Here is a 19,147-nt window from a genome sequence, read left to right as displayed (position 1 = left end):
CGCGCGGCGGTTCGCCGACGCGCGACGCGGGAGTGGTGAAACTGGCAGACACGCAGGATTTAGGTTCCTGTGCTTCACGGCGTGAGGGTTCGAGTCCCTTCTCCCGCACCGGATCGCCGGCGTGCGGCCCCTCCATAGGATGGTCACGGCTGCCATCGAGCGGGACCACAGTGTGAACCTCGACGGCCGTTCCCGGATTCGCACGCTTCGTGCAGGTTCCGCCCACTAAACTCGGCGTGAATCCGACATCGAAACCCTGGAGACACGTGATCCATCACGCCGGCCTCATCCCGTGGCTCGACCCTCACACGATCATCTCGGCTGCGGGCCCGTGGGCTCTCCTCGTCGTGTGCGGCATCGTCTTCGCCGAGACCGGTCTGCTGGTCGGCTTCCTGCTTCCGGGCGACACCCTGCTGGTCATCTCCGGTCTCCTCACCCACACCTCCCTCGTCTTCGGGGTCGACATCTGGTGGGTCTGCCTCGCGATCGCCTTCGCGGCGTTCCTCGGCGGGGAGGTCGGGTACCTGATCGGGCACAAGGCCGGCCCTCGCGTGTTCGAACGCAGGGAGACCGGTCTGTTCAGCATGGAGAACGTGCGGCGCACCAACGCGTTCTTCGACCGGTTCGGCGCGCTCGCGGTCATCCTCGCCCGCTTCGTGCCGATCGTGCGCACGTTCGCCCCCGTCGCCGCCGGCGTCGGTCACATGAACTACAAGAAGTACTCGGTCTACAACGCCATCGGCGCTCTGATCTGGGGTGCGGGCCTCACGCTCTTCGGCTACGTGATCGGCTACATCCCGCCGGTCGCCGCGTTCGTCTCGAACTACATCGACGTCATCCTCATCGGCGCCGTCGTCATCACGCTCATCCCGACGCTCTTCCACTACTTCCAGTCGCTGCGCAAGGCGAAGAAGAAGCGCCTCGAAGCCGCCGCCGCCGAGCCGACCGAGCCGCGTCCCACGCCGGACGTCTGAGCCCGGCGACCTCGGCGGAGGGCCGCGTCAGCGGTGGAACTCGTCCTCGTGGGCGGCGTGCTCGGCCGGCTCGAGCTGGAACGTCGAGTGCTCCACGTCGAAGTGCTTCGCCAGGCAGCCGGACAATTCGTCCAACAGCTTGCCGGTGGCACCTGAGCGGAACACGCCCGGCTCCACCACCACGTGGGCGGAGAACACCGGCGCTCCGGAGGTGATCGCCCAGACGTGCACGTCGTGCACGGCGACGACGCCCTTCGTCCCCAGGATGTGATCGCGGATCTCCGCCACATCCGTGTCGGCCGGAGCCGCCTCGCTGAGAACGCGCACCACGTCGCGGAGCAGCAGGACGGCGCGCGGCACGATGAACGCGGCGATCAGGAGGGACGCGATCGCGTCGGCCGCCTGGAATCCGGTGAGCATGATCACCACGGCCGCCACGATGACCGTCACCGACCCGATCAGGTCGCCGAACACCTCCAGGTAGGCGCCGCGCATGTTGATGGAGTGCCCGGCGGAGGGCCGAAGCAACAGCAGCGCGCCGAAGTTGGCGACAAGGCCGATGGCGGCGACGATCAGCATCGTCCCCGACTGCACGTCCGCCTCGCCCGACACGAGCCGCCCGATGGCGCCGATCGTGACGAAGACGGCGACCACCACGAGGATGAGCCCGTTGATCAGCGCACCGAACACCTCAGCGCGACGGAACCCGAACGTCTGCCGGTCGGTCGCGGGGCGCGCGGCCACGATGGTGGCCATCAACGCCACCACCAGGCCGGTGAGGTCGCTCAGCATATGACCGGCATCGGCGAGCAGCGACAGCGATCCGCTGAGCCACGCGCCAACGGCCTCCACGACGAGCACCGCGGCGACGATCCCGATGGCGATCAGGAGTCGGTTGCGGTTGGCGGAGTGCCCGTGGTCGTGACTCATGGTTCTTCTACGGTATGTCGAAGTCACGGGCGCCCGCCAGCGATCCGGCTAGATAGGAATGAGTGCCGTTCTCATTCTCACCGGCCGGGTCGATCGGCCGGGTTCAGCCGGCTGCCACCAGTTCTTTCAGCGCAGGCACGATCGCGGCGAACGCGCGCGAACGGTGGCTCTCGGCGTTCTTCACATCCGGCCCCAGCTCGGCCGCCGTGGCGTCGTGTCCCTCCGGTACGAAGATCGGGTCGTACCCGTGACCGTGCGAGCCCCCGGCCACCCGAGCGATACACCCTGGCCACAGGCCCTCGACGACGGTCGCGGCTCCCTCCGGCGTCACGAGCGCCAGGGTCGCGGTGAAGTGCGCGCCCCGGGCGCCGTCGGGGAGGTCGGCGAGCTGATCCAGAAGGAGGCTCAGGTTGGCCAGCGCGTCGCCGTGACGGCCGGCCCAGCGCGCCGAGAAGATACCGGGGGCGCCGCCCATGGCGTCCACGCAGATGCCGGAGTCGTCGGCGAGGGCGGGGAGCCCCGTGTGCGCCGCAGCGGCACGCGCCTTGATCAGCGCGTTCTCGGCGAACGTCACGCCGTCCTCCACCGGCTCCGGGCCGTCGTAGCCGACGATCTCGAGCCCGGGCACGGCGTCGCCGAGGATCTGCTGGAACTCCAGCGCCTTGTGGCGGTTGTGCGTGGCGAGGACGACGCGCACCATCAGCCCTCGATTCCGAGCGCGTCGGAGGCGAGGGCGGCGCGCTGGATCTCGGCCAGCTGAGACGTGCCGCCGAGCGCGAGGTCGAGCAGCGAGTCGAGCTCCCGGCGGTCGAACGGGGCGCCCTCGGCCGTGCCCTGCACTTCGACGAAGAGACCGCGGCCGGTCACGACGACGTTCATGTCGGTCTCGGCCCGGACGTCCTCCACGTAGGCCAGGTCGAGCATCGGCTCGCCGTCGATGATGCCGACGGAGACGGCGGAGACGGAGTCGATGAGCGGGGTGGCCTTCTGGGCGATGAAGCGGTGCTCCCGTCCCCACTCGAGCGCGTCGGCGAGCGCGACGTAGGCGCCGGTGATGGCCGCGGTACGCGTGCCGCCGTCGGCCTGCAGCACGTCGCAGTCGATGACGATGGTGTTCTCGCCGAGGGCCTTCATGTCCACGACCGCGCGGAGGCTGCGGCCGATCAGGCGGCTGATCTCGTGCGTCCGGCCGCCGATCCGGCCCTTGACCGACTCGCGGTCCATGCGCTCGTTCGTGGAGCGCGGCAGCATCGCGTACTCGGCGGTCACCCAGCCGCGGCCCTTGCCTGCCATCCAGCGCGGCACGCCGTTGGTGAACGACGCCGTGCACAGGACGCGGGTGTTGCCGAACGAGATCAGCGCGGAGCCTTCGGCCTGACGACTCCAGCCGCGCTCGATGGTCACGGGGCGCGGGCCGTCGGGCGTGCGGCCGTCGGCACGGGTGGTCTCGGTCACGGTTGTCTCCTCGAGGGTCGGTGATGGTCGTGGTCGGGCCGGCTGGCCGCGATCACAGCGGGAGGTCGATCACGCCCGTCTGCACCAGGTCGACCCGGGAGATCTCCGGACCGATGAACCGGTGCGCGAGGCGCAGGAAGTTGTCGGCGTCGAGGCCGGTCGCCTCGTATCGGATGGTCGGCGGGGTCGCCTCGTGTCGTTCGAGGCCGCCGCTCACCAGCGTGCGGTAGACGTCCTTGGCGGTCTCGGTGTCGCTCGAGACGAGCGAGACGCCCTCGCCCATGACGTACGAGATCGCGCCCTTGAGGAACGGGTAATGGGTGCAGCCGAGCACGAGGGTGTCGACGTCCGCGTCGCGGAGGGGCTGGAGGTATTCGGTCGTGACGCGCAGCACCTCGTCGCCGCTGGTGATCCCCGCCTCCACGAACTCGACGAAGCGTGGGCACGCCTGCGTGAACAACTGGAGCGACGGCGCCGCGGCGAAGGCGTCCTCGTACGCGCGTGACGAGATCGTGCCTTCGGTGCCGATGACGCCGACCCGGCCGGTGCGGGTGGCGGATACCGCTCGCCGGACAGCCGGCTGGATCACCTCGATCACGGGCACCGAGTACCGTTCCCTGGCGTCGCGCAGCATGGCCGAGGAGGCCGTGTTGCAGGCGATCACCAGCAGCTTCACGCCCTGGTCGACCAGGAAGTCGAGGACCTCCAGCGAATAGCGGCGCACGTCGGCGATCGACTTCGGACCGTACGGGGAGTGCGCTGTGTCTCCGACGTAGAGCAGCGACTCGTTCGGGAGCTGATCGCGGATCGCGCGGGCGACGGTGAGCCCGCCGACCCCGGAGTCGAAGATCCCAATCGGCGCATCCGTCACAGCACCCCAGCCTACCCGCCCGCGCCCGAAGCTAAGGTGGAGGCGTGACCGAGTCCTCAGCGCTCCTGACCGACCGTTACGAGCTCACGATGCTCGACGCCGCCCTCCTGAAGGGCACGCACGACCGTGAATGCGTCTTCGAGGCGTTCACCCGGCATCTCCCCGCGGGGCGACGGTACGGGATCCTGGCGGGAACGGGCCGGCTCCTGGAGCTCATCGAGCGGTTCCGCTTCGGCGACGCCGAGCTGGAATTCCTCCGCGACAACCAGGTCGTGCGCCAGGAGACGCTGGACTGGCTGGCCGACTACCGGTTCTCCGGCACGATCCGGGGTTACCGCGAGGGCGAGGTGTTCTTCCCCGGGTCACCGTTCCTGATCGTCGATGCCCCCTTCGCCGAGGGAGTGATCCTCGAGACCCTCATCCTCAGCGTGTTCAACTACGACTCGGCCGTCGCCTCCGCCGCGGCCCGGATGGTCACCGCCGCCGCAGGCCGGCCGCTCGCCGAGATGGGCTCGCGCCGGGCCAACGAGCGCAGCGCCGTGGCGGCGGCCCGCGCGGCCTACCTGGCCGGTTTCAGCGCGACCTCGAACCTGGAGGCCGGCCGCACCTGGGGTGTTCCCACGATGGGGACGGCCGCTCACGCCTTCACGCTGCTGCACGACGATGAGGAGGACGCCTTCCGCGCGCAGGTCGCCGCGATGGGGCCCGGGACGACGCTGCTCGTCGACACCTTCGACGTGGAGCGGGCCATCGAGACCGCCGTAAGAGTCGCAGGGCCGGAGCTCGGGGCGATCCGGCTCGACTCCGGCGACCTCCCGAAACTGGTGCGCCGGGTGCGCGAACAGCTCGACCGGCTGGGCGCGACGAACACGCGCATCACCGTGACGAACGACCTGGACGAGTTCACCATCGCCGCGCTGTCCTCCTCCCCCGTCGACAGCTACGGCGTCGGAACCTCGGTCGTGACCGGCTCGGGCTCACCGGCCTCCGGGATGGTCTACAAGCTGGTCGCGCACCGCGACGACGCCGGCGATTGGGTGGCGGTGGCCAAGAAGTCCGACGGCAAGCCGAGCATCGGCGGCCGCAAGCACCCGGTGCGCCGGCTGGACCCCTCCGGGCGCGCCGTCGCCGAGGTGGTGCACATCGTCGAGGCAGGTGACGCGCCCGACGACACCGGGCGCGACCTGCTCGTGCCGCTGATCACCGACGGCGAGGTCCACCGCGAGCACCTCGGGCCGGAGGGCACGAAGCGCGCGCGCGAGCACCGCGAGAGCGCGATGCGGGAGCTTCCCGATCAGGCGTTCCGGCTGGGGCGCGGCGACCCGGTGCTGCCGACCATCTTCGCGTGAGGCGGGCGCTGCGAGCGCCGGCGCCTACTCGTCGCGCAACTTCTCGTAGATCTCTTTGCAGGTCGGGCAGACCGGGAACTTCTCCGGGTCGCGACCGGGAGTCCACATCTTGCCGCACAAGGCCTTGACCGGCTTGCCGGTCATCGCCGACTCGAGGATCTGCTCCTTCTTGACGTAGTGCGAGAAGCGCTCGTGATCGCCCGGCTCGGAGATCTGCGGAGTCTCCTGGAGGTCGCGTTCCAGCGTGGTGAGGCCGCCGCCTCCGGGCTCGCCGCCCGGCTCGAGGATGCTGGCGTCGTTCATCGTTCCAGTCTAAACGCGCGCCGGCTCGACGCGGGCTCGACCGCGGCGCGGTCAGTCGTTGCGGTTGGCGAACGCCATGAGCTCGGGACCGCGCTTGTCGAAGAGCCGGGCGCCCGCCCAGACGCCTCCGCCGAGTGCGGCGAAGCCGACCAGGACCGAGGCCACGGGCGAGACGCCCAGCCAGAAGGGATTCACCATCAGGCCGAGCGTCAGGAAGACGATGGCGGGCGAGGCGAGGATGATGATGGCGAAGAAGCTCAGCGCCTGGGCGATCGCCGACGAGGCGCCGGAGGTCTGGGGCTGCGTGAAGGCGCTGTCGCCCGGTTTGGTCGCCGGATAGGGGAAGAGCACGGAGAACATGCTCGAGAGCCCCAGCCCGATGACCAGGATCGAGCCGCACAGCGCTGCGATGGCGGGGAGCACGGCCCAGTCGCCGTAGACCGCGGCGGTGACCACCGAACCGACGGCGATCACCGGGATGCCGACGAGGACCGGCGGGAACATCCTCCCGAGGCGGTCGGCGAACCCGCGCGTGCCGGACACCAGGTGCAGCCAGATCGCGGTGCTGTCGAACGCCACATCGTTGTGGATGGTCCAGCCGAGGAACAGGCACACCAGCGGCAGCGGGACGAGTGCGGCCAAGTGGAGCGGGTTTCCGGCCAGGGTGAGGGCCACGATGACGCAGATCGGGATGACCGGCACGGTCACCAGCGCGACCCAGTAGCGCGAGTCACGACCCCAGTACGTCATCGACCGCGCGGCGATCGCGGCCGTCGGGCCTCCCGGCAGCCGGCCGAACCAGCCGAGGCCGTGGTGCTCGCGCACGTGGGTCTCGCGCTCGGGCGCGACTACCACCAGCGAGACCAGCGCGCGCCAGACGAGCCAGAGCACGCCGACGGTCGCGACCGCGATGAGGAACTGCACGAAAGCCGCTCCCCCGGCACCGTCCGCCGCGGCGCCCGGCATGCTCCAGACGGCCCCCAGCGGCGTCCACTGCAGCCAGCCGGCGAAAGCGCTCAGTGTGCCGAGGCCGTCGCGGCCCCAGTCGACGGTCAGCAGCAGGGCGAGCACCGGCGCGATCAGCACCAGGACGAGGATCGCCACGACGCCGCCGGCCTCCTTCGACCTCCGCGGCGAGACGAACAGCGAAGCGATCGCCGTGGAGATCCGCGAGGCGAGCACGCACGTCGGCACGACGATGATCGCCGACAGCACCGCCAGGATCGCCGCGCCGGGATCGCGCGACCACGTGATCACCGTCGCGAGGGCGCAGATGAACAGCACGATGGCCGGGATGCCGATCAAACCGGACAGCCCGAGGGCGAGAGCGAGGGCGCGGTCCTGGATACCGAACAGAGCGAACTTCCGCGGGTCGAGCGTGTCGTCGATCCCGAACACCAGCGGCAGCAGCAGGAAGCCCGCCACGACGATCGAGCCGATCACGACCAGAACGCTGTGCACATCGGCGACGACGGGTGCGAGGCGTGCGGCCACGAGTGCTCCGATGACCAGTACGACCGTCACGACGCCGTAGGCGACCCCCAGCACCAGGCCGAAGACCTGCCAGGGGCTGCGCCGGAAGGCGTTGCCCATCAGACGGAGTTTCAGTCCGAGAAGCTGTGCAACCACTCCATGCCTTCCGCTGCCTTGCGCCCGCCCGCGAGCTCCACGAACCGCTCCTCGAGCGTCTGCTCGCCGCGGACCTCGTCGATGGTGCCCGCCGCCAGGACCCTTCCGCGCACGATGATCGCCACGCTGTCGCAGACGCGCTGGATCATGTCCATGCCGTGGCTGGACAGCACGACGGTTCCACCGGCGGCGGTGTAGCGCTGCAGGATGTCGATGACGTTGGCGGCCGAGACCGGGTCGACGGACTCGAACGGCTCGTCGAGCACGAGCAGGCGGGGCGAGTGGATCATGGCAGCGGCCAGGGCGATCTTCTTCGTCATGCCCGCCGAGTAGTCGGCCACCAGGCGGTCGAGGGCGTCTTCGATCCCGAAGGCGACGGCGAGGTCGGCCGTGCGGGTGCGCACCGTCTTCGCGGACAGCCCGCGCAGTGTTCCGGCGTAATGGAGGAACTGCGCACCGGTGAGGCGGTCGAAGAGGCGCAGCTTGTCGGGCAGCACGCCGATCACGTGCTTCGCGCGCACCGGCTCGGTCCAGACGTCGACGCCGTGGACCACGATGCGGCCCTCGTCGGGGCGCAGGAGGCCCGTGATCATCGACAGGGTGGTGGTCTTGCCCGCTCCGTTGGGGCCGACGATGCCGTAGAACGAGCCCTCGCGCACATCGAGCGAGATGTCGTCGACGGCCACGGTCGCCCCGTAGTGCTTGCTGAGCCCGTGGACGGTGAGCACGCTCGGGCGTGCGTCGACGACGGGCACGGGTGCTGCAGTAGGCTCGACGGCGGGGGGCCGCTCCGCACCCGGTGCGCCGCCTGCTTCAGGGGTCGCCTTGGGCGCACGGGGCTTGGCCGGCGCGGCGCGCTTGCGCGGTGTCGGTGTGCGCGTGCTCGGCGCCGCGGACGCCGCTGCCGTCTTCGGTTGCGTCCGTTTGCGGACGGGTCGCGCAGCAGGCGACGCCTTCTCGATCCCGCTCTCCGTGGCCTCCGCCATCGACTCCCCCTCGTCGTCCCCCCGCGGTTCGGGCACGTCGGTCTCCGGTTCGATAGGGCCGGGTTGTACGCGCTCGGAACTCACCACGCCACCGTACCAAGACAGTCGAGGTTGCGTACCCCCCGCCCGGTCTCAGGGGGACATCTCGACGCCTAGGAATCACCTGTGAGGAACATAACGACCCCACAACAACAACCGTCAACCCCTGCCCCCGGAAGAGGGCCGCCGGTATTCTGGCGGAGGCATGAAGGCGTGTCGATTCACGTAAAGCGCGAATAAACTCCCGGAGAACGATCCCGGGAGGAGCGGTCTGGCGCCGGATGCCTCCGCTCGCTGCAACTACACCGAAGTTTTCGCGCAGACTCAAGGAGATGATTGTGACGACCCAGGTAGTGATCCTCGCAGCAGGCATGGGTAGCCGGCTCGGCCGGAGCCTTCCGAAGCCGCTGACCGAGCTGAGCGACGGCCGCACCATCATGCAGCAGCAGTTCGACAACATCCACGCGGCCTTCGGCAAAGACGTCACGGTCACGATCGTCGTCGGCTACAAGCTGGAGCACATCATCGAGGCGTTCCCGGACGCCGAGTTCGTCTACAACGAGCAGTACGACCAGACCAACACCTCCAAGAGCCTCATGCGCGCCCTCCAGGCGTCCGGCCCCGGCGGCGTGCTCTGGATGAACGGCGACGTCGTCTTCGACCCGGCCGTGCTCGTGCGCGCCGCGGCAACGGTCGCCCGCGACCAGACCTTCGTGACCGTCAACACCTCGTCGGTCGCCGACGAGGAGGTCAAGTACACGACCGGGCCCGAGGGCTACATCCACGAGCTGTCGAAGACCGTCAAGGGCGGCCTCGGAGAAGCGGTCGGCATCAACTACGTCTCGAGCGCCGACAAGCCGGCCCTGCTGCGTCAGCTGCAGCGCGTCGCCGACCAGGACTACTTCGAGCGCGGCATCGAGCTGGCCATCGGCCAGGACCGCATGCTCGTCGAGCCGGTCGACATCTCCGACCTGTACGCCGTCGAGGTGGACTTCCAGGAGGACCTGGAGCGCGCGAACCTGTTCGTCTAGTCGACTTCTCGTAGAGTCGTCATGGCGGCGTGATGCGAACACGCAGCCTGCGATCAATACGATAGGTTCCCGTGACCAGTACCTCCGTCGACGTGCGCCCCGCGCAGCGGACGCGCTTCGCGCGCTATCGCCACTCCCTGTGGCTGCTGACGCGCCGCGATCTCCGCGTCCGCTACTCGACCAGCGCGCTGGGTTACCTGTGGTCGATCCTCGATCCGCTCGTGATGAGCGCGATCTACTGGTTTGTCTTCACGGTCATCTTCCACCGCAGCGTCGGTGAGAACCCGTACATCGTCTTCCTGCTCGCGGCCCTCCTGCCGTGGATGTGGTTCAACGGCGCGGTCTCCGACAGCACCAGGGCGTTCATCCGCGAGGCGAAGCTCATCCGCTCGACGATGATCCCCCGGACGATCTGGGTGAACCGGATCGTGGCCTCCAAGGGCATCGAGTTCCTGCTGTCGCTGCCCGTTCTGGCGATCTTCGCGATCGCGACGGGCGCCAAGGTCAACGTCGACATCCTGCTGTTCCCGCTCGCGATCCTCATCCAGATCGTTCTGACGGTCGGCGTGGGGCTGATCGTCGCTCCCCTGGTGGTCTTCTTCCGCGACCTCGAGCGGGCGGTCAAGCTCGCGCTGCGGTTCCTCTTCTACGCGTCGCCGATCATCTACAGCGCGCGCGACCTCCCCGGCGGCTGCGGCGCCGGAGTCGCGGCCAAGCACTGCGCAGCGTACGTCGCCGCGCACCCCGGGGCGCAGACAGAGACGCTGTTCTCCCTCCACTTCTGGTCGGCGTTCAACCCGCTCACCGGCATCTTCAGCCTGTACCGTTCGGCCTTCTTCCCGGAGGAGCTGGACTGGTACCTGGTGATCGTCGCGACGCTGATGTCCCTGATCCTGCTCGGCGTCGGCTGGCTGGTGTTCAAGCGCTTCGAGCGCGACATCCTGAAGGAGATCTAGGTGGCGCCCGTCATCGATGTCACCGGCCTCGGCGTGCGGTTCAAGCGCAACCGCGGAGCGCGACGGTCGTTCAAAGACCTGTTCGGCTCCCGCCAGCGCCGCTCGCGGCCCGACGATTTCTGGCCGCTGCGGAACGTCACGTTCCGCGTCGAGGCCGGCGAGGCCATCGGCGTGGTCGGGCGCAACGGCCAGGGCAAGTCGACGCTGTTGAAGCTCGTCGCCGGCGTGCTGCTCCCCGACGAGGGCAGCGTGCGGGTGACGGAGGGCGTCGCCCCGCTGATCGAGATCACCGGCGGGTTCGTCGACGATCTCACGGTCCGCGACAATGTCTTCCTGACCGCCGGACTGCACGGCATGACCAAGGCGCAGATCGAGTCGCGCTTCGACGAGATCATCGAGTTCGCCGAGATCGGCGACTTCATCGACACCCCGTACAAGCATCTCTCCAGCGGGATGAAGGTGCGCATCGCCTTCTCGGTCATCTCGCAGCTGGAGGAGCCTGTGCTGCTCGTCGACGAAGTGCTCGCGGTCGGTGACCGATCGTTCCGCGAGAAGTGCTACGCGAAGATCGAGGAGTTGCTGGCGGAGGGGCGCACCATGTTCTTCGTCTCGCACAACGAGAAGGACCTGCGCCGGTTCTGCGCCAGGGGCCTCTACCTCGACAAGGGCTCCCTGGTGCTGGACGGCCCGATCGAGGAGGTCCTCGACCTCTACAACCAGGATTACGGCAGCTGACGAATACCCGGTCAGAGCCTCTTTTCTGCGTCGAGGAAAGTCCTCCACAGAAAGAATTTCGGCGAGTTGTCCCCGGAAAGGGTCTCTAGGCCCGATTTCGCGCTTCGAGCGTCGGAGGGGGTGGCTAACTTTGCCGCATGAAACACCTTCGGAACCTTCGCAGCCCTCTCCCCCCGCTCCGTCCCCGCCGCTACGCGTACCGCGTGCCCTGGGCCGTCGATCGCAGCGGCGCGCCCCACTTCCGGCTCGTCAACACGAGCTCCGACGAACTGCGCGGCGTCACCGTGAGCATCTCGGGCAGCGCTTCCCTGCGGGTGAGCTCGCCCTCCTCCGTCAGGCCGGGTGAAGCGGTTCGCGCGAGTCTGCACGGCGGCGACCCCGCGCGCGACACGCTCCTCGTCGTGCGCTGGTTCCCGCCTGACGGCCGCGAGTACCTCTGGCAGGTGAGCTTCTGACGTGCCGGCGCCGGCCGCGCGGAGCGGCCGGCGCCGGCGCTGTGCCAGCATTTTCCGACGTCTCGGCCTCAGGCACTCGCACCGACGTATCGATCGCTCTGGCTCAGGAATACGCAACCGGATAGTCATGAATCATGAAACACTCCACGTCACCTGCCGCAACGCACTTCGGCGAGAGAGTACGCAGGGCACGGATCGAGCTGGGCCTCAGCCAGGAGAACGTCGCCGAGCTCGCCCAGATGCACGTGACCAACTACGGCAAGATCGAGCGCGGCATCGCCAACCCCAGTCTGGTGACCATCCTTCGGATCGCCAGCGTGCTCGGCGTCGACGTGGCTGCCCTGACGGGAGGGCTGTCCCGTGACGACCTCCCGGCGGGGTTCGAGGTGCTCCCGGCAGCGGAATTCCTACGCGAACGCAACCGGAGGCGGTGACCCACCTGTGAAGCGGCCCAGTGCCCTGGAGACGCTCGCGCAGAGGCCTACACTCGGTAAAGATGGCCAAGCGACCCCAGCCCCTCGTGTCCCCGACCGGCGGCCCGCCCCGCGGCGGCGACACTCCCCGCGCCGTCGACACGACGCTCGACCGCTTCCTCGGGATCCAGCGGCCCGTGGTGCTCGCGCACCTGCGGAGCCTCCGCCGCCGGCACCCCGACGCCTCCGCCGCCGAACTGGCCAGGATCCTCGAGCGGCGCTACCTCGCCGCGGTGACCACGGGAGGCGCGGCGGTCGGAGCGACAGCGGTCATCCCCGCCATCGGCACCGGGATCACTCTCGCGCTGTCGGGGCTCGAAACCGCCGGTTTCCTGGAGGCCACAGCCCTCTACGCGCAGTCGCTCAGCGAGCTGCATGGCATCGCGGTGGACGACCCCGCGCGCGCCCGCGCGTTGGTGCTCACCATGATGCTCGGACGCGAGGGCTCCGACCTGGTGCGTCAGCTGGCCGGTCAGGTCACCGGCGCAGGAGTGACCCGCACGGCCTACTGGGGCGAGCTGGTCACGACCACGCTCCCGTCGATGGTCGTCGGCCCTCTGGTGGACCGCCTCCGCGGCGTCTTCATCCGGCAGTTCGCGGTGCGCGGCGGCGCCTCCATCGTGGCCCGTGCGATCCCGTTCGGGATCGGCGCGGTCATCGGCGGTACTGGCAACAACATCCTGGGCCGACGGGTCGTCGCGAACTCCCGGCTGGCGTTCGGCCCCGCGCCGATGATGATCCCGGTCGCGCTCACGCCCGCCGAAGGGCCCGGCGCCCTGCACCGGCTCGGCAGCAGCACCAACCGCCGCGTGGTCCGCGCCGGGACGGCTCTGGGCGCTCTACCGGGGAGGATCGTCCGGCGCGACCGGTCCGCGCGAACCGATGGCGGTCAGGCCGCGATCGAAGGTCCGGCGGCGCCTGCCCAGCCCGAGAACTGGACCACGCCCGAGAGCCGCACAGCGCCCGAGAACTAGACGATCGGCGGCCGCCCGGCCGCGGTCATGCGCCCCACGGTCCGCCACCGGATGGGACGGCGCTCGCCCGGATCGGCGGCCCAGCCCTCGCGCCAGCCGCCGAACCACGCGTTCAGCACTGCCGGCTTGCGGAACCACCGCAGAAGCTGGATGCCCGTCCACGACCCGACGTAGAGCGGCACGAGCAGCGCCGGGAGGTTGCGGCGGGCCAGCCACACCCGGTTGCGGGCGTTCAGACGGTAGTAGTACGAGTGCCGGGTCGGCGAGACGGCCGGATGCTCGGCGACGAGATCGCCCGCGTACCAGACCCGCTTGCCCTGGTCCCAGACGCGCCACGCCAGTTCGATGCCCTCGTGCGCGTAGAAGAACGGATCCGCCCAGCCTCCCGCTCGCTCGAACACGTCCCGCGGCAGCACGATCACGGCCTCCAGGACCGAGAACACCGCCGACGAGCGCTCGGGCTCGCCCTTGCGGATGCGCGGGATCCAGCGGCGCGGAGACGGCTTGCCGTCGCGGGCCCGCAGCCGCGGCTGGATCATCCCGATGGACGGATCGTGGCGCAGCAGGGCGATCGCGTCGCGCAGGAAGCCCGGCGACGGGATGTCCGCGTCGTCGTCGAGGAACAGGAGGTACTCCCCCGCCACCAGCGGAACGCCCCGATTGCGCCCGGCGGGGATGCCGAGGTTCTCGGGAAGCGCGAGCGAGCGCACACCAGTCGGGAGAGCGGGCTCGGCCGTGGCGGGATCCCAGCCGTTGCCCACGACGACGACCTCGGTGGTCACGCCCTCCTGGCGGAGGACGGACTCCACGCCGCGCACGAGATCGCCAGGCCGGGTGCCCTGCGTGAGCACCACGACGCCGACCGTCGGGTCAGCCACGGACTCGCTTGGAGGTCATGATCGCGACGAAATGGCCGATGGCGGCCAGGATGGACAGCGGCACCAGCACCGACAGCAGGATGCGGTCGGCGAGCGTCGCCCCGATGAAGAGGCCGACGATCGAGAAGAGGAAGATCAGGATCGTCAGTTCGACCGAGTGGTAAAGGCGGTGGAACGGAACGAAGCGGGCGGCCTTGCGCAGCCTGGCGACGACCCCATGCGTCGGCGCATACGCGGCCTGCGTGTCGGCGAGCTTGGGCAGGCCGGCGTTGGCGCGCGCCACGCGCACCATGTCGTTGAGCGCCTTATTGAGCACGATGACCAGAGCGAGGAGCGTGCCGAGGTTGGTCCACAGAAAGTCCTGCGGCGCCTCGAACGGATACCCTGCCGCCCGCACGCCCAGCGCGATCGCGATGAGCGTCTCGGTCGTGTAGTGGCCGACGTTGTCGAGGAAGATGCCGGCCGGGGACGACGTCTTGCGCCAGCGCGCGACCTCGCCGTCGCAGCAGTCGACGAGCATCTGGAGCTGGCCGAGCACCAGCGCGAGAGCGGCGCCGCCGATACCGGGGATCAGCAGGCTGGCCGCGGTGGCCCAGCCGGTGAGGATCATCAGCCCGGTGACGCCGTTGGCCGAGATGGAGGTCTTCAGCAGGAACCAGGTGAGGTACGGCGACAGGTTGCGCAGGTACAGCGACGCCGTCCAGTGCTCCGCGTTGCGGCGTCCGCGCACCTCGGGCGGCTGCGCGACCGCCTTGAGCTCTGCGATCGACGTCGGCCGCGCTCCGTGCGCTGCGGGTCCGGCTGCTGACATGCCTACCTTCCGGTGTGTGCCGTGATGTTCCTGGTGAGGGAGAGATATCCGAGGATGAACCCGGTCCCCCAGCTGAAATGGATGCACGGCAAGACTACGAGAAACCAGAGGAACGACGAAAAGCCGTCGCGGCGACCCCAGACCAGGGCCGAGGCGATGACGATGAGCAGATACGCGACGGGGACGGCGAACGCCCAGAGCAGCCACGGACTCGCACCGAGCAGGGCTTGCAGCACACCGCCGAGCCCGAGCAGCACGCCGAGGGCGACGCCCAGCACCATCACCGGAGGCGCGAAGTAGCGCAGGCCGTTGGAGGCGGGGAACCGTCGCGCCAGCTCGCCGCGCCAGATCCCGGTGGAGAAGAACTGGCGCGCCAGCCGGTACAGGTTGGGGCGCGGACGGTAGACCACGCGCAACCGCGGAGTGAACCAGACGGTTCCTCCGGCCTGCCGGATGCGGCGGTTGAGCTCCCAGTCTTGACCGCGCTTGATCTCCTCATCGAAGAGCCCGACCTCCAGGAGCCGGTCGCGATCGAAGACGCCGAGGTACACCGTCTCTGCAGGGCCGGCAGCGCCTCCCACGTGCAGCTTGGTGCCACCGAGGCCGACGCGGCTGCCGTAGGCGCGCGCCACCGCCCGCTCGAACGGGGTGGTGCCCTGGGCGTCCATCAGGCCGCCGACGTTGTCGGCTCCGGTCTCGAGGATGGTCTCGACCGCGACGCGCGCGTAGTCGGGCGGGAGGACGCTGTGGGCGTCGACCCGGACCACGACCGGATACTGCGACTCGCGGATCGCGAGGTTCAGGCCGGCCGGCGTCGAGCCGACCACGTTGTCGACGACGCGGATGCGGCTGTCGACGGCGGCGAGCTCTGCGACGAGCTCGGTGGTGCCGTCGATGCTGGGGCCGAGGGCGATGGTGACCTCGAAAGGCCCGGTGTAGTCCTGGGCGAGGAGGCTGTCCACGGCGGCCCGCACGTGGGTGGCCTCGTTGAGGACGGGCATCACGTAGGACACACCGGGGAGGGTGTTCACGCTGTCGTCCGGCATCTGTTCCATTCGTCGATCGGGCCTCGCAGAGCTTATCAGCCGGGGATGGCATGGCCCCGGGACGAGCTCCCGGGCCGGTACGGAGGAAGGCCGCCCCGCGATGCGGGACGGCCTTCCTCGTGGCGAGCGGCTCAGCTGGCGGGGAGCGAGCCGAGCGTCACGCTCGTGGTCTTGGTCTGACCGTTGCGGATGTAGGTGACATCCGCCTTGGAGCCGGCGGCCAGGGCCCGGACCTGGGCGGTCAGGTCGGTGGCGTCGGTGATCGGCAGGCCGTTGAAGTTGACGATGATGTCGCCCTTCTGCAGCCCGGCGCTCGCGGCGGCGCCGCCGGAGACGACGGAGGAGATCGCCGCGCCGACCGTGGTCGCCTTGGTGTCACTGCTGGCGTCGCCGACCGAGGCTCCGAGGAGGCCGTGACTCGCGGAACCGTTCTTGATCAGCTCCTCGGAGATGCGCTTGGCGACGTTCGACGGGATCGAGAAGCCGACGCCGATGCTGCCGGACTGGCTGCCGCTCGAGCTGCTGCCGCCGGCGCTCGCGATGGCGACGTTGATGCCGATCAGCTCGCCCTTGCTGTCGAGCAGCGCACCGCCCGAGTTGCCCGGGTTGATCGAAGCGTCCGTCTGGATGACGGGGAGCGAGATCGTGCTCTGGCTCGAGCCCTGCTGCTGCGAGCCTCCACCCTGGTTGGGGAAGTCGAAGTTGAACGGGTTCTGCGTGCTTCCGCCGCCGTTTCCGTCGCTCGACTTGGGCGCTGCGGAGGACGCGATGCTGATCGACCGGTTGAGCGCGCTGACGATGCCGTCGGTCACGGTGCCGGAGAGGCCGAGGGGCGCGCCGATGGCAACGGTGGTGTCGCCGACGTTGAGCTTGCTGGAGTCGCCCCACGTGATCGGGGTCATCCCGCTCGCGCCGTCGAGCTTGATCACCGCGAGGTCGGTGGTCGGGTCGGTGCCGACGATCTTGGCGGTGTAGATCTTGCCGTCGTTGTCGGTGACGCTGATGCTGACGTCGGAGGCGGCGCCGTCGAGGGTGACGACGTGCGTGTTCGTGAGGATGTAGCCGTCGGAAGAGAGGACCACGCCGGAGCCGGTGCCGCCCTCGCTGGAGGCCGTGACCGAGATGGTGACGACGCTCGGCGAGGCCTTGGCGGCGACCGCGGTGACCGTCGAGGCGTTGTTGGCGTCGTTGACGGTGATGTTCTGCGGACCGGACACGGTCTTGATGGTGGCGTTGTTGCCGGTGGCGGAGTACAGGCCGATTCCGGCGCCGGCGCCGGCGACACCGCCGATGAGCGCGCCGATGGCGAGCGTCGCGATGATCAAACCGGTGTTGCGCTTGCGCGCCGGCTTCTCGGCGGTGGCCGTGCCGGGAGCTGTGGCGTACGGGGGCTGCTGACCGGCGTGCGCCTGGGCATACGGAGCCTGCGCGTAGGCGCTCGGCTGGCCGAACGCTCCGTTGCCGTAGTTCGGCTGCGGGGCCGCGGTCTGGCCGTACGGCGGCTGCGGACCGACCGGCTGCGTGGGCTGCGTCTGGTGGGCCGGCTGAGCCTGGTGGGCGGCCTGCTGCGGGAAAGCGGGCTGCGGAACGGTCGGCTGCTGCGCGGTCGGCTGCTGCGCGGTCGGCTGCTGCGCCGTCGGCTGCTCGGCGGTGGGCTGCGCCTCCGCGGGGGCGGCGCCCTGCGCGGCCGGAGCGGTCCAGCCGTGGTCGCCGGCCGGGGCCTGCGGCTGCGCGGGAGTCTCGGGCTGCGCGGGCTGTGCCGGGGCCTGCGCCGCACCGGCATCCACGACCGCTTCGGTCTCGGCGTCGTTCTGGTGCTTCGCGGGGTCCGGGGTGATCGGGGTGTCGGTCATGGTGTGGTGCTCCTTCCAAGCACTAGACAGCTTGGGCGGCCAACCTGAGCGTTCTATTTGCGGGTCCTGTGGGCGACCTTCTGCCTCCCGATGACTCTCCACAACGTACCGAATGGAAGCGTTGTGAGGGAGGCCCGCGCCTGCCATAGCCTGAGATTCGCAGCAACGACGGGAGGGCGACGATGACGGTATCCGGAGCGTGGCGGGCGGCAGCCCGCGGGGCGGGACTGCTGGGAGCCGACGGCGCGGTGCGCCCGACGATCTTCGCCGAGATGAGTGCGCTCGCGGTGCGCACCGGCGCGATCAACCTCGGACAGGGCTTCCCCGACGAGGACGGCCCGCGCGAAGTGCTCGACGCCGCGGTCTCGGCCATCCGCGATGGCGCCAATCAGTACCCGCCCGGGATCGGCATCCCGCTGCTGCGCCAGGCCGTCGCCGACCACCAGCGGCGGTTCTACGGGCTGGAGGTCGACCCCGACCGCGAAGTCCTCGTGACCGCGGGCGCGACCGAGGCCATCGCGGCGACGCTCCTCGCGCTGCTGGAGCCGGGCGACGAGGTGGTCACCTTCGAGCCCTTCTACGACGAGTACGGCGCCGTGATCGCGCTCGCGGGCGGCGTCCACCGGACGGTTCCGCTCGACCCTCCCTCGTTCCGTCCCGATCTCGACCGCCTGCGCAGCACGGTCACCGACCGCACCCGCGTCATCTTGGTGAACACGCCGCACAATCCGACGGGTGCAGTGCTGGACCGCGAGACGCTGCAGACCGTCGTCGAACTCGCCGTGCGCCACGACGCGATCATCGTCACGGACGAGGTCTACGAGCACCTCACCTTCGGCCCCCGGCACATCCCGATCGCCACGCTCGACGGCGCGAGCGATCGGACGGTGACGATCTCCTCGGGCGGCAAGACGTTCAACACGACCGGCTGGAAGGTGGGCTGGCTCACCGCCCCCTCCGAGCTGGTGACGGCGATCCTGGCGGTGAAGCAGTTCCTCACCTATGTGAACGGAGCGCCCTTCCAGCCGGCGATGGCGGCCGGGCTCGCGCTGCCGGACACGTTCTTCACCGGGATCGCGGCCGCGCTGGCCCACAAGCGTGACGTGCTGTCGGCCGGCCTGCGCGCCGCCGGGTTCGACGTCTTCCCGAGCGACGGGACCTACTTCGTCGTCGCCGACGCTGCGCCGCTCGGTCACTCCGACGCGGTCGAGTTCTGCCGTCGGCTTCCCGAGCTGGCCGGCGTCGTGGCAGTGCCGCTGGCGGCCTTCTGCCGCGACGACTACGCCGCCCGCACGGCGTCGCTGGTGCGGTTCGCGTTCTGCAAGCGCGTGGAGGTCCTCGAGGAAGCCGCAGCTCGCCTCGGCGCCCTGCGGTCCTGAGCTGCCGGCGCGAGGCGGAG

Annotated in this window: 20 protein-coding genes and 1 tRNA gene; 10 read left to right on the top strand and 11 right to left on the bottom strand. The window is 69.7% G+C overall.

All coding sequences use genetic code 11. The annotated features are described in order from the left end of the window. Nucleotides 1-26: 26 nt before the first annotated feature. Both ASF88_RS14075 and ASF88_RS14070 read left to right on the top strand, forming a co-directional pair. Nucleotides 27-108 (top strand) — tRNA-Leu (locus ASF88_RS14075). 158 nt (nucleotides 109-266) lie between these two features. Next, nucleotides 267-974 carry a DedA family protein gene (locus ASF88_RS14070; protein ID WP_055919586.1) on the top strand — a complete coding sequence of 236 codons (708 nt, stop codon included), beginning with the start codon at nucleotides 267-269 and terminating at the stop codon, nucleotides 972-974. Between the two features lie 27 nt (nucleotides 975-1,001). Here the strand turns inward: ASF88_RS14070 and ASF88_RS14065 are convergent, their stop codons facing one another. The 4 genes from ASF88_RS14065 to murI all read right to left on the bottom strand — a co-directional run bounded on the left by ASF88_RS14065 (nucleotide 1,002) and on the right by murI (nucleotide 4,230). Further along, nucleotides 1,002-1,904: a cation diffusion facilitator family transporter gene (locus ASF88_RS14065; protein WP_055919584.1), complete on the bottom strand. Its 903-nt coding sequence runs from the start codon at nucleotides 1,902-1,904 to the stop codon at nucleotides 1,002-1,004. 103 nt (nucleotides 1,905-2,007) lie between these two features. Then, the gene (gene rdgB, locus ASF88_RS14060; protein ID WP_055919580.1) at nucleotides 2,008-2,604 is read right to left on the bottom strand and encodes an RdgB/HAM1 family non-canonical purine NTP pyrophosphatase; all 597 of its coding nucleotides are present in this window, start codon (nucleotides 2,602-2,604) and stop codon (nucleotides 2,008-2,010) included. After that, nucleotides 2,604-3,359, bottom strand: a complete 756-nt coding sequence (gene rph / locus ASF88_RS14055; protein WP_055919576.1) for a ribonuclease PH — start codon at nucleotides 3,357-3,359, stop codon at nucleotides 2,604-2,606. Before rph ends, rdgB begins: the two co-directional genes overlap by 1 nt. A gap of 52 nt (nucleotides 3,360-3,411) precedes the next feature. Beyond that, nucleotides 3,412-4,230 carry a glutamate racemase gene (gene murI / locus ASF88_RS14050; RefSeq protein ID WP_055919574.1) on the bottom strand — a complete coding sequence of 273 codons (819 nt, stop codon included), beginning with the start codon at nucleotides 4,228-4,230 and terminating at the stop codon, nucleotides 3,412-3,414. Between the two features lie 44 nt (nucleotides 4,231-4,274). Between murI and ASF88_RS14045 the strand changes: the two genes are divergently transcribed. Next, entirely contained in the window at nucleotides 4,275-5,579 is a 1,305-nt protein-coding gene (locus ASF88_RS14045) for a nicotinate phosphoribosyltransferase (protein WP_055919570.1), read from the top strand. Nucleotides 5,580-5,603: 24 nt separating this feature from the next. On the opposite strand, the gene ASF88_RS14040 is transcribed toward ASF88_RS14045, so the two are convergent. From ASF88_RS14040 to ASF88_RS14030, 3 genes are read right to left on the bottom strand one after another with little or no spacing between them, the layout of a single operon-like run. Further along, nucleotides 5,604-5,882 carry a DUF3039 domain-containing protein gene (locus tag ASF88_RS14040; protein ID WP_055919567.1) on the bottom strand — a complete coding sequence of 93 codons (279 nt, stop codon included), beginning with the start codon at nucleotides 5,880-5,882 and terminating at the stop codon, nucleotides 5,604-5,606. Between the two features lie 51 nt (nucleotides 5,883-5,933). After that, nucleotides 5,934-7,475, bottom strand: coding sequence for a hypothetical protein (locus tag ASF88_RS14035; protein ID WP_055919564.1), 1,542 nt, complete (start codon nucleotides 7,473-7,475; stop codon nucleotides 5,934-5,936). 11 nt (nucleotides 7,476-7,486) lie between these two features. After that, nucleotides 7,487-8,533 (bottom strand): ABC transporter ATP-binding protein, encoded by a 1,047-nt coding sequence (locus ASF88_RS14030; RefSeq protein ID WP_235493454.1) that lies wholly within the window; start codon nucleotides 8,531-8,533, stop codon nucleotides 7,487-7,489. A gap of 341 nt (nucleotides 8,534-8,874) precedes the next feature. Between ASF88_RS14030 and ASF88_RS14025 the strand changes: the two genes are divergently transcribed. The 6 genes from ASF88_RS14025 (at nucleotide 8,875) to ASF88_RS14000 (ending at nucleotide 13,160) form a co-directional block, all read left to right on the top strand. Next, the gene (locus ASF88_RS14025) at nucleotides 8,875-9,567 is read left to right on the top strand and encodes a phosphocholine cytidylyltransferase family protein (RefSeq protein ID WP_055919558.1); all 693 of its coding nucleotides are present in this window, start codon (nucleotides 8,875-8,877) and stop codon (nucleotides 9,565-9,567) included. Between the two features lie 71 nt (nucleotides 9,568-9,638). Beyond that, the gene (locus ASF88_RS14020; protein ID WP_442915029.1) at nucleotides 9,639-10,523 is read left to right on the top strand and encodes an ABC transporter permease; all 885 of its coding nucleotides are present in this window, start codon (nucleotides 9,639-9,641) and stop codon (nucleotides 10,521-10,523) included. After that, the gene (locus ASF88_RS14015; protein WP_055919555.1) at nucleotides 10,524-11,258 is read left to right on the top strand and encodes an ABC transporter ATP-binding protein; all 735 of its coding nucleotides are present in this window, start codon (nucleotides 10,524-10,526) and stop codon (nucleotides 11,256-11,258) included. 203 nt (nucleotides 11,259-11,461) lie between these two features. Continuing rightward, nucleotides 11,462-11,713, top strand: coding sequence for a hypothetical protein (locus ASF88_RS14010; RefSeq protein WP_235493452.1), 252 nt, complete (start codon nucleotides 11,462-11,464; stop codon nucleotides 11,711-11,713). Nucleotides 11,714-11,847: 134 nt separating this feature from the next. After that, nucleotides 11,848-12,147, top strand: a complete 300-nt coding sequence (locus ASF88_RS14005; RefSeq protein ID WP_055919552.1) for a helix-turn-helix domain-containing protein — start codon at nucleotides 11,848-11,850, stop codon at nucleotides 12,145-12,147. A 62-nt stretch (nucleotides 12,148-12,209) separates the two neighbouring features. Then, on the top strand, nucleotides 12,210-13,160 hold the full coding sequence (locus ASF88_RS14000) for a hypothetical protein (RefSeq protein ID WP_055919549.1): 951 nt from the start codon (nucleotides 12,210-12,212) through the stop codon (nucleotides 13,158-13,160). Here ASF88_RS14000 and ASF88_RS13995 read toward each other — a convergent pair. The 4 genes from ASF88_RS13995 to ASF88_RS13980 all read right to left on the bottom strand — a co-directional run bounded on the left by ASF88_RS13995 (nucleotide 13,157) and on the right by ASF88_RS13980 (nucleotide 17,748). Further along, nucleotides 13,157-14,038, bottom strand: coding sequence for a glycosyltransferase family 2 protein (locus tag ASF88_RS13995; protein WP_055919545.1), 882 nt, complete (start codon nucleotides 14,036-14,038; stop codon nucleotides 13,157-13,159). The two genes, ASF88_RS14000 and ASF88_RS13995, sit on opposite strands and share 4 nt — an antisense overlap. After that, on the bottom strand, nucleotides 14,031-14,849 hold the full coding sequence (locus ASF88_RS13990) for a CDP-alcohol phosphatidyltransferase family protein (protein WP_055919542.1): 819 nt from the start codon (nucleotides 14,847-14,849) through the stop codon (nucleotides 14,031-14,033). The genes ASF88_RS13995 and ASF88_RS13990 overlap by 8 nt, the downstream gene beginning before the upstream one ends. A gap of 2 nt (nucleotides 14,850-14,851) precedes the next feature. Continuing rightward, nucleotides 14,852-15,895, bottom strand: a complete 1,044-nt coding sequence (locus tag ASF88_RS13985; RefSeq protein WP_055919538.1) for a glycosyltransferase family 2 protein — start codon at nucleotides 15,893-15,895, stop codon at nucleotides 14,852-14,854. Between the two features lie 131 nt (nucleotides 15,896-16,026). Continuing rightward, nucleotides 16,027-17,748: a S1C family serine protease gene (locus ASF88_RS13980; RefSeq protein WP_055919535.1), complete on the bottom strand. Its 1,722-nt coding sequence runs from the start codon at nucleotides 17,746-17,748 to the stop codon at nucleotides 16,027-16,029. Between the two features lie 182 nt (nucleotides 17,749-17,930). Here ASF88_RS13980 and ASF88_RS13975 point away from each other — a divergent pair, with 182 nt between their 5' ends. Next, nucleotides 17,931-19,127 (top strand): pyridoxal phosphate-dependent aminotransferase, encoded by a 1,197-nt coding sequence (locus ASF88_RS13975; RefSeq protein ID WP_055919530.1) that lies wholly within the window; start codon nucleotides 17,931-17,933, stop codon nucleotides 19,125-19,127. Nucleotides 19,128-19,147 lie beyond the last annotated feature (20 nt).

The organism is Leifsonia sp. Leaf336 (assembly GCF_001423695.1).
Lineage (GTDB): Bacteria > Actinomycetota > Actinomycetes > Actinomycetales > Microbacteriaceae > Leifsonia.
The sequence above is the reverse complement of the archived record's forward strand: the minus strand, read 5'-3'. Positions and strand labels throughout refer to the sequence as shown.

Coding starts and splice junctions, on each gene's coding strand:
- ASF88_RS14040 (WP_055919567.1), bottom strand. CDS start 5,882: ATGAACGACGCCAGCATCCTCGAGCCGGGCGGCGAGCCCGGAGGCGGC.
- ASF88_RS13985 (WP_055919538.1), bottom strand. CDS start 15,895: ATGCCGGACGACAGCGTGAACACCCTCCCCGGTGTGTCCTACGTGATG.
- ASF88_RS13975 (WP_055919530.1), top strand. CDS start 17,931: ATGACGGTATCCGGAGCGTGGCGGGCGGCAGCCCGCGGGGCGGGACTG.
- ASF88_RS14035 (WP_055919564.1), bottom strand. CDS start 7,475: ATGGGCAACGCCTTCCGGCGCAGCCCCTGGCAGGTCTTCGGCCTGGTG.
- ASF88_RS14005 (WP_055919552.1), top strand. CDS start 11,848: ATGAAACACTCCACGTCACCTGCCGCAACGCACTTCGGCGAGAGAGTA.
- ASF88_RS14065 (WP_055919584.1), bottom strand. CDS start 1,904: ATGAGTCACGACCACGGGCACTCCGCCAACCGCAACCGACTCCTGATC.
- ASF88_RS14000 (WP_055919549.1), top strand. CDS start 12,210: ATGGCCAAGCGACCCCAGCCCCTCGTGTCCCCGACCGGCGGCCCGCCC.
- rdgB (WP_055919580.1), bottom strand. CDS start 2,604: ATGGTGCGCGTCGTCCTCGCCACGCACAACCGCCACAAGGCGCTGGAG.
- ASF88_RS13980 (WP_055919535.1), bottom strand. CDS start 17,748: ATGACCGACACCCCGATCACCCCGGACCCCGCGAAGCACCAGAACGAC.
- ASF88_RS13990 (WP_055919542.1), bottom strand. CDS start 14,849: ATGTCAGCAGCCGGACCCGCAGCGCACGGAGCGCGGCCGACGTCGATC.